At 62.1% G+C, this 14,949-nt stretch carries 13 protein-coding genes; 7 read left to right on the top strand and 6 right to left on the bottom strand.

Annotated elements, in window-relative coordinates; genetic code table 11:
• Positions 1–20: 20 nt before the first annotated feature.
• Positions 21–518 carry a DUF2244 domain-containing protein gene (locus tag LAC81_RS19005; RefSeq protein ID WP_223726029.1) on the top strand — a complete coding sequence of 166 codons (498 nt, stop codon included), beginning with the start codon at positions 21–23 and terminating at the stop codon, positions 516–518.
• A 105-nt stretch (positions 519–623) separates the two neighbouring features.
• Positions 624–1,511: a methylated-DNA--[protein]-cysteine S-methyltransferase gene (locus LAC81_RS19000; protein ID WP_223726028.1), complete on the top strand. Its 888-nt coding sequence runs from the start codon at positions 624–626 to the stop codon at positions 1,509–1,511.
• A 77-nt stretch (positions 1,512–1,588) separates the two neighbouring features.
• Here the strand turns inward: LAC81_RS19000 and LAC81_RS18995 are convergent, their stop codons facing one another.
• The 6 genes from LAC81_RS18995 to mepA form a co-directional block, all read right to left on the bottom strand.
• The gene (locus LAC81_RS18995; RefSeq protein WP_223726027.1) at positions 1,589–2,224 is read right to left on the bottom strand and encodes a 2,3-bisphosphoglycerate-dependent phosphoglycerate mutase; all 636 of its coding nucleotides are present in this window, start codon (positions 2,222–2,224) and stop codon (positions 1,589–1,591) included.
• Between the two features lie 34 nt (positions 2,225–2,258).
• Complete coding sequence (gene dapB / locus LAC81_RS18990) at positions 2,259–3,077, bottom strand: 4-hydroxy-tetrahydrodipicolinate reductase (protein ID WP_223726026.1); 819 nt, start codon at positions 3,075–3,077, stop codon at positions 2,259–2,261.
• Between the two features lie 120 nt (positions 3,078–3,197).
• Positions 3,198–5,015, bottom strand: coding sequence for an ABC transporter ATP-binding protein (locus LAC81_RS18985; RefSeq protein ID WP_223726025.1), 1,818 nt, complete (start codon positions 5,013–5,015; stop codon positions 3,198–3,200).
• Positions 5,016–5,127: 112 nt separating this feature from the next.
• Positions 5,128–6,147: a glucokinase gene (locus tag LAC81_RS18980; protein ID WP_223726024.1), complete on the bottom strand. Its 1,020-nt coding sequence runs from the start codon at positions 6,145–6,147 to the stop codon at positions 5,128–5,130.
• 116 nt (positions 6,148–6,263) lie between these two features.
• Entirely contained in the window at positions 6,264–6,647 is a 384-nt protein-coding gene (locus LAC81_RS18975) for a methylglyoxal synthase (RefSeq protein WP_113539909.1), read from the bottom strand.
• 100 nt (positions 6,648–6,747) lie between these two features.
• The gene (gene mepA / locus LAC81_RS18970) at positions 6,748–7,803 is read right to left on the bottom strand and encodes a penicillin-insensitive murein endopeptidase (protein WP_223726023.1); all 1,056 of its coding nucleotides are present in this window, start codon (positions 7,801–7,803) and stop codon (positions 6,748–6,750) included.
• Positions 7,804–8,035: 232 nt separating this feature from the next.
• Here mepA and LAC81_RS18965 point away from each other — a divergent pair, with 232 nt between their 5' ends.
• The 5 genes from LAC81_RS18965 to LAC81_RS18945 all read left to right on the top strand — a co-directional run bounded on the left by LAC81_RS18965 (position 8,036) and on the right by LAC81_RS18945 (position 14,909).
• Entirely contained in the window at positions 8,036–9,895 is a 1,860-nt protein-coding gene (locus LAC81_RS18965; protein ID WP_223726022.1) for an extracellular solute-binding protein, read from the top strand.
• A 177-nt stretch (positions 9,896–10,072) separates the two neighbouring features.
• The gene (locus tag LAC81_RS18960; RefSeq protein ID WP_223726021.1) at positions 10,073–11,158 is read left to right on the top strand and encodes a microcin C ABC transporter permease YejB; all 1,086 of its coding nucleotides are present in this window, start codon (positions 10,073–10,075) and stop codon (positions 11,156–11,158) included.
• Positions 11,158–12,303 (top strand): ABC transporter permease, encoded by a 1,146-nt coding sequence (locus tag LAC81_RS18955; protein ID WP_419195785.1) that lies wholly within the window; start codon positions 11,158–11,160, stop codon positions 12,301–12,303. The genes LAC81_RS18960 and LAC81_RS18955 overlap by 1 nt, the downstream gene beginning before the upstream one ends.
• Positions 12,304–12,311: 8 nt before the next feature.
• Complete coding sequence (locus LAC81_RS18950) at positions 12,312–13,940, top strand: ABC transporter ATP-binding protein (RefSeq protein ID WP_223726020.1); 1,629 nt, start codon at positions 12,312–12,314, stop codon at positions 13,938–13,940.
• A gap of 9 nt (positions 13,941–13,949) precedes the next feature.
• Positions 13,950–14,909, top strand: a complete 960-nt coding sequence (locus tag LAC81_RS18945) for a 2-hydroxyacid dehydrogenase (RefSeq protein ID WP_223726019.1) — start codon at positions 13,950–13,952, stop codon at positions 14,907–14,909.
• Positions 14,910–14,949 lie beyond the last annotated feature (40 nt).

Below are 14,949 nucleotides of genomic sequence, written 5' to 3'. Positions count from 1 at the left end.
TGCATCTATAGTCAAAGGTCATGATAAATGGCAACGCCACCACCCCGCCCGAGGATGCGCCGGTCTTCACCGCCGAGCTCACGCCCTATCGTTCGCTCGGACGCCGAGGTTTCAAAGTCTTCTTCCTGATTGCCGGGCTTTTGAGCCTCGTGCATGTCGTCGTTTTCTTCATCATCGGCGCCTGGCCGGTCGTGTTCTTCTTCGGTCTCGACTACCTGTTGCTGTTCGGCGCCTTCTGGCTGAACAACCGCTCGGCACTCAGCCGCGAGGAGGTCAGCGTTTCCCGGACCGACGTTTCGGTGCGTAAGTTCACCCCTTCAGGGCAGATCACCGAACACCGCTTCAATCCCTTCTGGGCGCGTTTCAACGTCGCCCGGCATCAGGAGATAGGCATCGTCTCGATGACGATCAGCGGCGGTGGCCGCCGAACCGACATCGGTTCGTTTCTTAATCGCGACGATCGCGAGACCTTCGCACTCGCGCTCTCGGGTGCGCTTGCGACCGTTCGCCGCCGCTGACGCCCGCTGATCGACCAATGGGGTGCAAATCCTCGCATTCACTCAAGTTTCGGGTGGTTGCGGGCGCTGCCAAATGGTTACCTGTGGCATGACAGGAGATGAGCCATGAACATTGCGACATCCGTACCCACAGACATCACGCCGAAAGGCACCGATTACGATACGGTCAGCCGCGTGATCGAAATGCTGACCGAGGATTATCGCGACCAGCCGTCGCTCGAAGCCGTGGCGCAGCGCCTGAAGCAGTCGCCGACGCAACTCCAGAAAGTTTTCACCCGCTGGGCCGGGCTTTCTCCGAAAGCCTTCCTCCAGGCCGTGACGCTCGACCATGCCAAGCGGCTGCTGCGCCAGGAGGACATGCCGCTGCTGGAAACCAGCATCGAGGTCGGACTGTCGGGGCCGAGCCGCCTGCACGACCTGTTCGTCACCCATGAGGCGATGTCTCCAGGAGAATGGAAGGCGCGCGGCGAGGGTCTGACGATCCGCTACGGCTACCACCCCTCGCCCTTCGGAACGGCGCTCGTCATGATCACCGAACGCGGACTTGCAGGCCTTGCCTTCAACGATTCCGGCGGCGAGCAGGCAAGCTTCGAGGACATGGCACAACGTTGGCCCAACGCCCGCTACATCGAGGACAGTGCGGCCACGGCCCAATATGCCGCGCGCATCTTCGACCCCTCGCGCTGGCGCCAGAACGAGCCGCTGCGCATTTTCCTGATCGGCTCCGATTTCCAGATCCGGGTCTGGCAAGCGCTGTTGAAGATTCCGCTCGGCTGCGCCACCACCTATTCGAACATCGCCGGGCAGATCGGCCAGCCGACGGCGTCGCGCGCCGTGGGCGCTGCGGTCGGGCGCAACCCGATTTCTTTCGTCGTTCCCTGCCATCGCGCACTCGGCAAGAGCGGGGATCTCACCGGTTATCACTGGGGGCTGACACGCAAGCGCGCCATCCTCGGCTGGGAAGCCGGCAAGGCGGCCGACGGCACGATTTGATACCTGAAGCCCGGTATCGCCAGCAGACAAAAAAGGGGCGCTCAGCGCCCCTTCTTCATTTCCGATTATGCGAAAGCTCAGTGAGCGCCGGACATGTCGCCCAGCACTTCCTTGGAAGCGACGGTCGAATTGGCGTTGAGCTTGTAAACTATCGGCACGCCCGTCGCGAGGTTGAGCTTCAGGATCTCTTCCTTTGTCAGGCGATCGAGCACCATGACCAGCGAGCGGAGCGAGTTGCCGTGGGCGGCAACCAGGACCTTCTGGCCGGAGAGTACGCGCGGCAGGATCTCGGTCAGGTAGTAGGGCCAGACGCGCGCGCCGGTGTCGCGCAGGCTTTCGCCGCCCGGAGGCTGAATGTCGTAGGAGCGGCGCCAGATATGCACCTGCTCTTCGCCCCACTTCTGGCGTGCGTCGTCCTTGTTGAGGCCCGACAGGTCGCCGTAGTCGCGCTCGTTGAGCGCCTGGTCGCGGATCGTTTCGAGCGAGGACTGGCCGACGGCATCGAGCACCAACTGGCAGGTGCGCTGGGCGCGGACAAGATCCGAGGTGAAGGCGATATCGAACTTGATGCCGTAGTCGGCAAGTGCCTTGCCGCCGGCCTTGGCTTCCTCGACGCCGAGTTCCGTCAGGTCTGGATCACGCCAGCCGGTGAACAGGTTCTTCAGGTTCCAGTCGCTCTGGCCATGCCGGACAAGGACGAGAGTACCGCTCATGTCGAATCCCCCTTGAGGCTTGTGAGAGAGAGGGTCAGCTGAGCCCGAGAACATCGAGCATGGAGTAGAAACCGGGTTTCTGGCTGCGTGCCCACAGTGCTGCCGTGACGGCGCCGCGTGCGAAGATCGAACGATCCGTCGCGCTGTGCGAGAGGGTCACCTGCTCGCCTTCCCCGGCGAGAATGACCGAATGCTCACCGATCACCGAGCCGCCGCGCAGCGTCGCAAAACCGATCGTGCCAGCCGGGCGCGGGCCCGTATGGCCGTCACGCACGCGCACCGAATTGTCGGCAAGGCTGATGCCACGTCCTCTAGCCGCGGCTTCGCCGAGAAGCAGCGCCGTGCCCGAGGGCGCATCGACCTTGTGCTTGTGGTGCATTTCGAGGATTTCGATATCCCAGTTGGCCGGGCCGAGCGCACGCGCCGCCTTTTCCGTCAGCACGCCGAGCACGTTCACGCCGAGGCTCATATTGCCCGACTTGACGATGCGGGCGTGACGAGCCGCGGCGCGGATCTTCGCGTCATCGTCGACCGAACAGCCGGTGGTACCGATGACATGGACGATGCGGGCCTGGGCTGCGAGGCCGGCAAACTCGACGGTGCCTGCGGGCGCCGTGAAATCAAGCACGCCTTCTGCATCGACGAAGGCTTCGAGCGGCTGGTCGGTAACCGGCACGCCGATCGGCCCGAGACCGGCCACTTCGCCGGCATCACGGCCAATGAAGGGAGAACCCGGACGTTCGATTGCGGCATGCAGGCGCACGCCCTCCATCGCGTGAACCGTCCTTATCAGCGTCTGGCCCATACGGCCTGCAGCACCCACCACCACGAGCTTCATATCGGTTTCGCCCATCGGTGATTTCCTTTTTGTCCGCTTTGGAGCGTTCCGGTCAAATGAACCGGGGGACGCGCTATCTGTTCTTCTTACGCATTTCCGGACGCAAAACCGCTGCGCACTTTTTCTGGTAGCGCTCTAGATTTCGGCGTCGGCCGGCGCTTCGGGCGCGTTGGCCTCGGGCGACTGGCCCTGGAGATTGTGGAGCCGAGCGTAGAGACCGTCCGGTCGCCGTGCAAGCTCGGCATGCGTACCTTCCTCGACGACCGAGCCATCCTTCATGACGATGATCTTGTCGGCGTTGACGACGGTCGAGAGGCGATGCGCGATGACGATCACCGTGCGGCCGTCCATGGCGTGGTCGAGCGCCTTCTGCACGGCGGCTTCCGATTCGGTATCGAGCGCCGAGGTAGCCTCGTCGAGTAGCAGGATCGGGGCGTTGCGCACGAGCGCACGGGCGATCGACAGCCGCTGGCGCTGGCCGCCGGAAAGCGTCATGCCGTTTTCGCCGACCGGCGTATCGTAACCCTGCGGCTGCGCCAGGATGAAATCATGGGCGTAGGCAAGCCGCGCCGCGTCCTCGATCTCCGCATCGGTCGCATCGATGCGCCCGTAGCGGATGTTGTCGCGGATCGACCCTTCGAAGAGATAGGGCTGCTGCGAAACATAGGCAATGCCCTTGCGCAGCGACTGCTTGGTGACGTCGGCAATGTCCTGTCCGTCGATCAGGATCTGGCCGGAAGCCGGATCATAGAATCGCGGGATGAGGCTGATGACGGTCGACTTGCCGGCACCAGAGGGGCCGACGAGCGCTGTCGTCTTGCCGCCTTCGGCAACGAAGCTGACGCCTCTCAGAACCTCGTCGCCATTGGCGTATTGGAAGCGGACGTCGCGCAGCTCAACAGCGGCATTCGTGACGGCCAGTTCCCTGGCGTCTGGCTTGTCGCGTTGATGCGGCACGGTATCGAGGATTTCGTAGACCATGCGAGCATTGACGGCGGCCCGTTCCAGCGAGACCTGAAGTCGAGCCAGTCGGCGGGCCGGATCATAGGCCATCAGCAGGGCCACGACGAAGGCGAAGAAGGCGCCGGGCGGCACGTCGGCATAGATCGCGCGGAAGGCGGAATAGGCAAGCACGGCGGAAATCGCGAGACCTGCGAAGGTTTCGGTCATCGGCGCCGTGCGCTCGCTCAAGCGCGCAATGCGGTTCGCCCGGTTTTCGGCGCGATCGATGATCGTCTCGACCTTGCCGCGCAGTTCGCCTTCCATGGTGAAGGCCTTGACGATGGTGATGCCCTGTATGGTTTCCTGCATCGCGCCGAGAACGCGGCTGTTGACCTCGATCGATTCGCGCGTTGCCGAACGCAGGCGCCTGGAAACGTAGCGCAGGCCGAGAAGCAATGGCGGTGCCGCGACGAAGACGATGATCGACAGCAGCCAATCCTTGGCGAACATGACGCCGACAAGACCGATCAGGGTCAGAAGATCGCGAGCAATCGACGTAACCGTCAGGTTGAGCACGTCGCGGATGCCGCTGACGTTCTGGCTGATCTGGGCTGCAAGCTGTGCCGAGCGCGTCTCGTTGAAATAGCCGACGCTCAGCGCCATCAGGTGGGCATAGAGCCGGCGCTGGTAACGCGCGACGATGTTGTTGCCGATCTTCGACAGGGCAACAGCCTGGCCGTAAGTGGCAAAGCCGCGAAGCACGAAGGCGGCGAGGATCGCGCCGCAGACGAGCAGGACGATATCTGCACGCTTGTTGGCAAAGGCCTCGTTGATCACGGTCTCCATGATCGAGGCCGTGAAACCGGTTGTTGCTGCAACGACGGCCAGACAGGCGATGGCAAAAGCATAGCCGCGAATGTGGTCGCGACCGTTTTCTGCAATGACCCGTTTCAGAATTCCGCTGATCGTCTCGGAATCGACCGCGTGCTGTTTTCTATTGCTGGCGCTCAAAAAGCCCGTCTTCCCTGGACCCAATGTGGCGAGCCGGTTTCCGGCCCGACCTTTCCCGGGGCTCTATAGTGGTTTGGTATCGTTTTGGCGAGTCTTTGCGCGCGCCGGATGCTCAGCTTCTCCAGCGGCGTCCCTCCGTTGCAACACCGAAATCCCTCGGCGTGCGGGCAAAAGCGGCCAAACCGGAGAGCGCCGCCATCGGATGAATGACGGCAAAGGTCGGGATCGTCTTCATCAGCGCCGAGTGCGGCGCCTTGTCTTCGAAGGCAGCGCGGAACGGCGATTTCATGAGCGCCGGCAAGATCTTCTGCGAAATGCCGCCAGCCAGGAAAACACCCCCGCGGGCCATGAAAATCAGCGCCATGTCGCCGGCAACGCGGCCGAGATAGGTACAGAACAACGAAATGGTTTCGATCGCCGCCCTGTCGCTTTCGGCCAGCGCATGCGTGGTCACTTCCGCCGGATCGGTGAGCACCGGGTCTGCACCATCGGCGGCACAAACGGCGCGATAGAGGTTCATGATGCCGCGGCCGCAGAGGATCTGCTCGCCAGCCATGCGTCCCTCGATCGGATCGAGGAACGGCCAGATCTGAAAGTCGCGTTCGCTGCGCGGGCCGATGTCGACATGGCCGCCCTCGCCCGGCACCGGGATCCAGGTGTGCTGGGCAAAGACCAGCCCGCCGACGCCGAGCCCCGTGCCCGGGCCAAGGACGACACGCGACGTCAAGGGGCGAACGCTGCCGCCGCCGATCTGCACGAGGTCCTCGTCCGCCGGCGCCGCCACGGCGAGCGCCTGCGCCTCGAAATCGTTGATGATCAGCACATCTTCGAGGCCGAGGCTCGAAAGCATGTCCTTCGGCCTGATCACCCAGCCGGCATTTGTGAGCGGAATTTCGTCGCCCCGGATCGGGCCGGCTACCGCCAGGATCGCCGAACGGGGCTGCACCGAGGTCTTGTCGAGGATGCTCTTCTGCATCGCCTCCTCGATCGTTTCGAAATCCCCGGTCTTGATCGGCGGTAACTGTTTCGGCTCAGCGAAGGCATCGAGGAGTAGGGCAAAGCGCGCATTGGTGCCGCCGATATCACCGATCAGGATCGGAAAGGGGAAGGCGTTTTCACTGGTGCCGGGCATCGCAAGGTCCATCCTGATCGTCGTGGCAGTTATATCGCTGTCTATCAGCTAGAGCGGAATAAGGGAAAGTGTGTGCGCCTTTCCGCCCGTCCCGCCCTACCGAGACGCGATCATATTTATGATTTTGGGTTGAAATCGATCAACTGTTCGGCGGTCGCGCGGTTAAGCGCCATTGGAATGTCATAGACGATCGCAAGTCGCATCAGCGCCTTGACGTCCACGTCATGCGGCATCGCCGTGAGGGGATCGACGAAGAAGATCAGAAGCTGCACCTCGCCGGTGGCGATCATCGCGCCGATCTGCTGGTCGCCGCCGAGCGGACCGCTTTTGAGCCGCGTGATGTCGAGCCCCGGACAGACGTCGAGGACGCGACCGCCTGTCGTGCCGGTCGCAACGATACGCCATTGCGACAAGACCGCTTCGTGCACCTTGGCGAAGGCAGCAAGATCGTCCTTCTTCTGATCGTGAGCGATCAGGGCAATGCATTTCCGATCCGCCATGTCGGGCCTCGCATCAATCTTTAAATCGATTTGATCGCCCTATACATGAACGCTGCGGCGATGGGAAGGTTGAAGCCCGCCCATCCGCGCGCATCCATGATCATTGCAAGGTCGGCCGAGCCTGCGGCACCGGAATATCGGCCGGCGGAACATCCCCCGCGGCAGCGCCGATCACCTGCTCGATCCTCTGTGCCGCTGGGGCAGGTGCCGCTGCCCGATAGGCCGTGCCGAACGTGGCGGCCTCTTCCGACGCCGGCGCAGGACCGTTAAGCACCAGCGCGCAGGCTTTCGGCAGGTCGGCAAGCGTCGTCACCTTCGGCTTCACGGGTTTCTCGCCCGGCTTCTTCGTCGGCTTCGCCCACGGCTCGTCGGTGAACCACCAGGCCAGCGACTTGTCGCAGCCATCGCCGGCCGGCACCGCCGCCTGGTCCTTGCAGCTCGTTGCCCCCGCCGGGCATTTGATGCGGATGTGGAAGTGATAATCGTGCCCGTAGATCGGCCGGACCTTGCCGAGCGCCGAGCGGTCGCCGGTCCAGGTGTCGCAAAGCTTCTTCTTGATCGCCGGGTTGACGAAAACCCGCTCCACCTGCGGATAGCTTGCCGCCAGCATGATGAGCTGCGCGTGTTTCGGCGTCCAAATGGAACGGTCGACCGTCAGGAACTTGTTCTTCTGCAGCATCGAGGTCGCGGAGATGTCCTCGCGCTCGCGATAGGTGAGCGTGCGTTGCGGCATCGGCGTCAGCCAGATATCGGCGTCCAGGCCGATCTGGTGGGACGCGTGCCCCGACACCATCGGACCGCCGCGCGGCTGCGAGATGTCACCGAGCAGCAGGCCGGGCCAACCGACCTTTTCGGCGGCATCGTGCGAAAACTGCTCGATCAGGGCGATCATCTGCGGGTGACCCCAGCGGCGATTGCGCGACAGTCGCATTGCCTGCCAGGTAGGCCCGTCGGTCGGGATCGCGACACCGCCGGCAAGGCAACCCTTCGCGTAGAAGCCATAGGGGTTGGCCGCCATTTCGGCCGGCAGCGCCTTGGCACCGAAAAGCGCCTTGGCCGGCACATCGTCGGCTGCGGCGCTGTCGGCGATCAGAAGGCTTGTTCCCAGCAGCAACGCAAGAAACGCCGAGCCGCAACGTCGAAGTGGAGCAATCATTGAATTTCGTCCCGTTTGTCTCGCGAACAGCGGCGCCGATATGCGCCATGCCCTGTCCGACGAACCCCGATCCTAAGGCCCCGTGTTTGCCTCAGCCTTACGCGTCACACGCTTGTGAATCACCGGGATGTGACTCAAAAATTTTGCCTGATTTGCGGCAGTGCCTGTCAATTGCCCGGATTTCGCCTATGCTCTCGCAAAAGAAGATTGAAATATAAGGGGTACCGGCTGGATGCCAAACTTCTGCAGGACCGTGAAACCTGGCCTCGCTGCCTCACTTCTGACAGCAGCGTTTCTTCTCTTCCCTCCTGCAGGCAATGCCGAAGATCAGCCCGTCTGGCGTCACGGCACCTCGTCAATCGGCGAGCCCAAATACAAGCAAGGATTCGCCCGGTTCGACTACGTCAATCCGGATGCGCCCAAAGGCGGAGAACTGCGGCTCTCGGAAAACGGCACCTTCGATACCTTCAACCCGATCCTTTCCAAAGGCGAGGCGGCGAGTGGCGTCACATCTCTCGTGTTCGATACGCTGCTGAAATCCGCCGAAGACGAGATCACCACCGCTTACGGTCTGCTCGCTGAAGGCGTCTCCTATCCCGACGATATTTCCTCCGCGTCGTTTCGGCTTCGCGCTGAGGCGAAATGGGCCGACGGAAAGCCGGTGACGCCGGAGGACGTGGTTTTCTCGTTCGAGATGGTGAAGCAGTACAATCCGCTTCTGTCCAACTATTACCGCCATGTCACTTCGGCGGAAAAGACCGGCGAGCGCGACGTTACCTTCCACTTCGACGAGAAGAACAATCACGAACTGCCGAACATCCTCGGCCAGTTCCCGATCCTGCCCAAGCACTGGTGGGAAGGCGAGGACGCCCAGGGCAAAAAGCGCGACATCAGCCAAACGACACTGGAGCCGGTCATGGGTTCCGGCCCCTACAAAATCGCCTCTTTCCAGGCCGGCGGCTCGATCCGCTTCGAACTCAGGGACGACTATTGGGCCAAGAACCTCAACGTCAACGTCGGTCAATATAATTTCGGCGTGATCAGCTATGGCTTCTACGGCGACAGGAACGTGCAGTTCGAAGCCTTCCGCTCCGGTAACGTCGATTTCTACCAGGACAACAGCGCCAGCCACTGGGCGACCGCCTATGATTTCCCGGCAATGAAAGATGGCCGGGTGATCCGCGAGGAGATCGAAAATCCGCTGCGCGCAACTGGCATCATGCAGGCGCTCGTACCGAACATGCGCCGCGAAAAATTCAAGGATCCAAGAGTGCGCGAGGCGTTGAACTACGCCTTCGACTTCGAGGACCTGAACCGCAACCTTGCCTATAACGCATACAAGCGTGTCGACAGCTACTTCTGGGGTACCGAGCTTGCCTCTTCCGCCCTGCCCGAAGGCCGGGAAAAGGCAATCCTCGAGGAGCTGAAGGACAAGGTTCCGCCAGAAGTCTTCACCACGCCCTATACCAACCCCGTCAACGGCGAGCCGCAAAAGGTGCGCGACAACCTGCGCAAAGCCCTCGATCTGTTCAAGGAGGCGGGCTACGAGCTCAAGGGGACCCGCCTGGTGAATGCCAAGACGGGCGAACCCTTCGGCTTCGAGCTACTGCTGTCGAACCCCTCCTTCGAGCGCACCGTAATGCCGTTCATCAACAGCGTGAAGCGGATCGGCATCGATGCGCGCATCCGCACCGTCGACGACTCGCAATACACCAACCGCGTCAGAAGCTTCGACTATGACATGATCTATGGTATCTGGGCGCAAACGCTGGTGCCCGGCAACGAGCAGCTCGACTACTGGGGTTCGAGCTCGGTCAATCAGCAGGGATCACGAAACTATGCCGGCATATCCGACCCGGCAATCGACGAGCTGATCCGCAAGGTCATCTTCGCACCGAACCGCGAGGAGCTGATTGCAACGACGCGGGCGCTCGACCGCGTTCTCCTCGCTCACCATTTTGTCGTGCCGTTGTTCTACTCGAAGTCGGTGCGCGTCGCCTATTGGAACCAGCTCGCCCACCTGAAGGAGCTTCCCTACTACTCGACCGGGTTCCCGGACAGCTGGTGGTCGAAAAACGCCTCCCCCAAATGAAGTCCTTGCACTCGAATGGCGTCTCGATTCCAAATGCAAAAAAACGAATCACTGAAACAAGCCCCGATCCGGGCCTGATCGCCGCAAGGAGACCCTGGGATTGAGACACCATAGACGGCATGCCGACGCTTCGCCGGTCCGGGCCACCGCCCACACGTCGATCGAAAGGCTCGCCTGATGGGTGCCTATATCCTGCGCCGCCTTCTGCTGATGATCCCGACGATCTTCGGGATCATGGCGATCTCGTTTGCCATCGTCCAGTTCGCGCCGGGCGGCCCGGTCGAGCAGGTGATCTCGGACCTCACGAATGCCGGTAGCGGCTCCGACCGCTTGAGTGGAAGCAGCGGCGACCTGATGCAGTCAGGCGGCGACGAAGGCGGCCGCTATCGCGGCGCCCAGGGCCTCGATCCGGAGTTCATTGCCAAGCTCGAAAAGCAGTTCGGTTTCGACAAGCCACCGCTCGAACGCTTCGCCATGATGATGTGGAACTATATCCGCTTCGATTTCGGTGAGAGCTTCTTCCGCAACACTTCGGTCATCGACCTGATCAAGGAGAAGATGCCGGTCTCGATCTCGCTCGGCCTCTGGATCCTCTTGTTTTCCTACGCGATCTCCATCCCGCTGGGCATCAAGAAGGCCGTTTCCGACGGCTCGGCCTTCGATGTGTGGACCTCCGGCATCATCGTCATCGGCTATGCCGTGCCGAGCTTCCTGTTCGGCATCCTGTTGATCGTCATTTTCGCCGGTGGATCGTTCTTCGACTGGTTCCCGCTGCGCGGCATCGTCTCCGACAATTTCTGGCAATTGCCCTGGTGGCAGAAGCCGCTCGACTATATCTGGCACATGACGTTGCCGCTGGTCACGCTGCTGCTTTCGGCGTTTGCGACCACGACGCTGCTCACCAAGAATTCCTTCATCGACGAGATCAAGAAGCAATATGTGACCACGGCGCGGGCGAAAGGTCTCAACGACCGCCAGGTGCTCTACGGCCACGTGTTCCGCAACGCCATGCTCATCATCATCGCCGGCTTTCCCGGTGCCTTCATCTCGGCCTTCTTCACCGGCTCGCTCTTGATCGAGTACATCTTCTCGCTCGATGGCCTCGGCCGCCTCGGCTATGATTCTGTGGTCAAGCGCGACTACCCGATCGTCTTCGCGACGCTCTTCATCTTCTCGCTGATGGGGCTGCTCGTCAGCCTGCTCTCGGACCTCATCTACACCTGGGTCGATCCGCGTATCGACTTCGAGCGGAGGGACGTCTGATGGCTGACGTGACGACCTCTCCGACTGCGCCCGCGGCCATGCCGCCACGCGGCTGGCTATCCCCGGTCAACCAGCGGCGCTGGCAGAATTTCAAGGCGAACCGGCGTGGCTACTGGTCGCTCTGGATATTCCTCCTGCTTTTCGTGCTCAGCCTCCTGGCAGAGTTCATCGCCAATGACAGGCCGATCGTCGCATCCTACAAGGGCGAGATCCTGTTCCCGGTGGTGATCAATTACCCCGAGGAGAAGTTCGGCGGTTTCCTGGCTGAAACCGACTATCGATCGGATTTCATTCGCGACGAGATCGAGGCCAATGGCTGGATGATCTGGCCGCCGGTCCGCTACTCCTACCAGACGGTCAACTCCAACATTCCCCATTCGGCGCCCACCAAGCCATTCTGGCTGATGGACAAGGAAGAGCGGTGCTCCGCCTATCCGGAGAAGACCAACGACCGCAATTGCATCGTCGGCAATCTCAACTGGCTCGGCACCGACGACCAGGCGCGTGACGTCATGGCTCGGATGATCTACGGCTTCCGCATCTCGGTGCTTTTCGGCCTGACGCTCACCATCGCATCGGCGGTGATCGGCGTCACGGCCGGCGCCGTCCAGGGCTATTTCGGCGGATGGACCGATCTGCTGATGCAGCGCTTCATCGAGATCTGGTCGTCGATGCCGGTGCTTTACATCCTGCTGATCATCGCCGCGATCCTGCCGCCCGGCTTCTTCATCCTGCTCGGCATCATGCTGCTGTTTTCCTGGGTCGGCTTCGTCGGGGTGGTGCGCGCCGAGTTCCTGAGGGCGCGCAACTTCGAATATGTGAACGCGGCCCGGGCGCTCGGCGTCGGCAACGGCACGATCATGTATCGCCACCTCCTGCCGAACGCGATGGTCGCAACGCTGACCTTCCTGCCCTTCATCCTCTCCGGTTCGATCACGACCCTGACCTCGCTCGACTTCCTCGGCTTCGGCATGCCGCCGGGTTCTCCCTCGCTCGGCGAGATGATCGCCCAGGGCAAGTCCAACCTTCAGGCGCCCTGGCTCGGTCTGACGGCCTTCTGTGTGATGTCGCTGATGCTATCGCTGCTGATCTTCGTCGGCGAAGCGACGCGCGATGCCTTCGATCCGAGAAAGACATTCCGGTGAGCGCGACGATGACAGATCCCATCCTCTCCGTGCGCGACCTCTCGGTCGCCTTTCACCAGGGCGGCAACACGTCTGTTGCCGTCGACCACATTTCCTTCGAGATCAAGCGCGGGGAAACCGTGGCGCTCGTCGGTGAATCCGGCTCCGGCAAGTCGGTCTCCGCGAACTCGATCCTGAAGCTTCTGCCCTACCCGTCCGCCAGCCATCCGAGCGGCGAAATCCTGTTCAACGGCAAGGACCTCCTGAAGGCCAGCGATGCGGAGCTGCGCAACGCCCGCGGCAACGACATTACCATGATCTTCCAGGAGCCGATGACCTCGCTCAACCCGCTGCATTCGATCGAGCGGCAGATCGGCGAGATCCTCGAATTGCACCAGGGCCTGGAGGGCGCAGCCCGGCGCGCGCGCATTCTCGAACTCTTGAACCAGGTCGGCATCCGCGAGCCGGAGAAACGCTTGAGCGCCTATCCGCACGAGCTTTCCGGCGGCCAGCGCCAGCGTGTCATGATCGCCATGGCGCTTGCCAACCGGCCCGAGCTCTTGATCGCCGACGAGCCTACGACAGCGCTCGATGTTACCGTACAGGCGCAGATCCTCGAGCTTTTGAAGAAGCTCAAGGACGAGCACGGCATGTCGATGCTGTTCATCACCCACGACCTCGGCATCGTGCGCAAGATTGCCGACCGGGTCTGCGTGATGACCAAGGGCAAGATCGTCGAGACCGGGCCGACCGCCGAGATCTTTGCCAATCCGCAGCACGCCTATACCCGCCATCTGCTCGCGTCGGAACCGAAGGGCAATCCACCGCCATCAGATGCCTCGAAGCCGATCGTGATGGAAGCTTCCGAGATGAAGGTCTGGTTCCCGATCAAGGCAGGCTTCATGCGCAAGGTAGTCGACCATGTGAAGGCCGTCGACGGCATCGACCTGAAGCTGCGTGCCGGCCAGACGCTCGGCGTCGTCGGCGAATCCGGTTCCGGCAAGACGACACTGGGCCTAGCGCTGACGCGGCTGATCTCGTCGAAGGGGCGCATCGCCTTCGTCGGCAAGGACATCGACCGTTACAGCTTCAACGAGATGCGGCCGCTTCGAAACCGGATGCAGATCGTCTTCCAGGATCCTTACGGATCGCTCAGCCCGCGCATGTCGGTCGCCGACATCATTGCCGAAGGCCTGAAGATCCACGAGCGTTCCCTATCCGAAAACGAGCGCGATGCACGCGTTGCCGCGGCGCTCGAGGAGGTCGGGCTCGATCCTACGACACGCTGGCGCTATCCCCACGAATTCTCCGGCGGCCAGCGCCAGCGCATCGCCATCGCCCGCGCCATGGTGCTGAAGCCGCAGTTCGTCATGCTCGACGAACCGACCTCGGCGCTCGACATGAGCGTGCAGGCACAGGTGGTCGATCTCTTGCGCGACCTGCAAAGCAAGCACGACCTCGCCTACCTGTTCATCAGCCACGACCTGAAGGTCGTGCGCGCCCTTGCCAACGAGATGATCGTGATGCGCATGGGCAAGGTGGTGGAACAGGGATCGGCCGAGCGCATCTTCAATGCGCCCAGCCAAGACTACACGAAGGCGCTGATGGCAGCGGCCTTCAATCTCGAAGCCGTCAATCTGACCGCGATCCGCCAATAGGTGTCCGCAATGCCCGCAAAAAGCCCCGTCATCGTAGACCTGAAGTTCATTCCGAACGAGGTGGAGGAGGCTCTTCGCGGCGCCTTTCCCGATCGCGAGGTGATCAACCGCGCCGATGTGGTGCACCACAATCGCGATCTCTCGGGCATCGACTATGCGGTGGTCTGGAAATCGGCACCGGATCTCTTCGAACGGGCGCCGGACCTCAAGGTGGTCTTCTCCGGCGGCGCCGGGGTCGATCACGTTCTGACGCTGCCGGGCCTGCCCGAAGTGCCGCTGGTGCGCTTCGTCGACCAGACGCTGACGACGCGCATGAGCGAATGGGTGGTCATGCAATGCCTCCTGCATCTGCGCCAGCACCGCGCCTACGAGGCGCTGGCGGCGAAGCGCGAATGGCGCGATCTCAGCCAGCCGGAGGCGGCCGATATCACTGTCGGTATCATGGGCATGGGCGTTCTCGGCCAGGATGCCGCCCGCAAGCTTTCCACCATGGGCTTCAAGGTCGTCGGCTGGTCGCGCAGCAAAAGAACCGTCGAGGGCATCGAAACCTTTGGCGGCAACGAACTCGACAGCTTTCTCGCCCGCACGGATTTCCTCGTCGGGCTGTTGCCGCTGACGCCGGACACCCGCGGCATCTTCAATCTGCGCCTGTTTGCCAAGCTTAGCCGCAACGGTCCTTTCGGGGCACCGGCGTTCATCAATGCCGGCCGCGGCGGCAGCCAGGTGGAAGCCGATATCCTGAGCGCGCTCGACAGCGGCGTGCTCGGCGGCGCCTCGCTCGATGTCTTCGAGGAGGAGCCGCTCGTCCGCGACAGCCGCTTCTGGACCATGCCAAACGTCTATGTGACGCCGCACGTTGCGGCATCCTCGGACGTCAAGGCACTGTTCCGCCATGTCGAGCAGCAGATCGCCCGCTTCGAAAGCGGCCAATCGCTTGAACACGTGGTCGATAAGGTAGCCGGCTATTGATCTCGCGAAGGTGAGGCGTGCCGCTTATATTGCGTAACGC

Source organism: Ensifer adhaerens (assembly GCF_020035535.1).
In the GTDB taxonomy this organism is placed as follows: domain Bacteria; phylum Pseudomonadota; class Alphaproteobacteria; order Rhizobiales; family Rhizobiaceae; genus Ensifer.
This window is presented reverse-complemented; position numbering and strand designations above follow the sequence as displayed.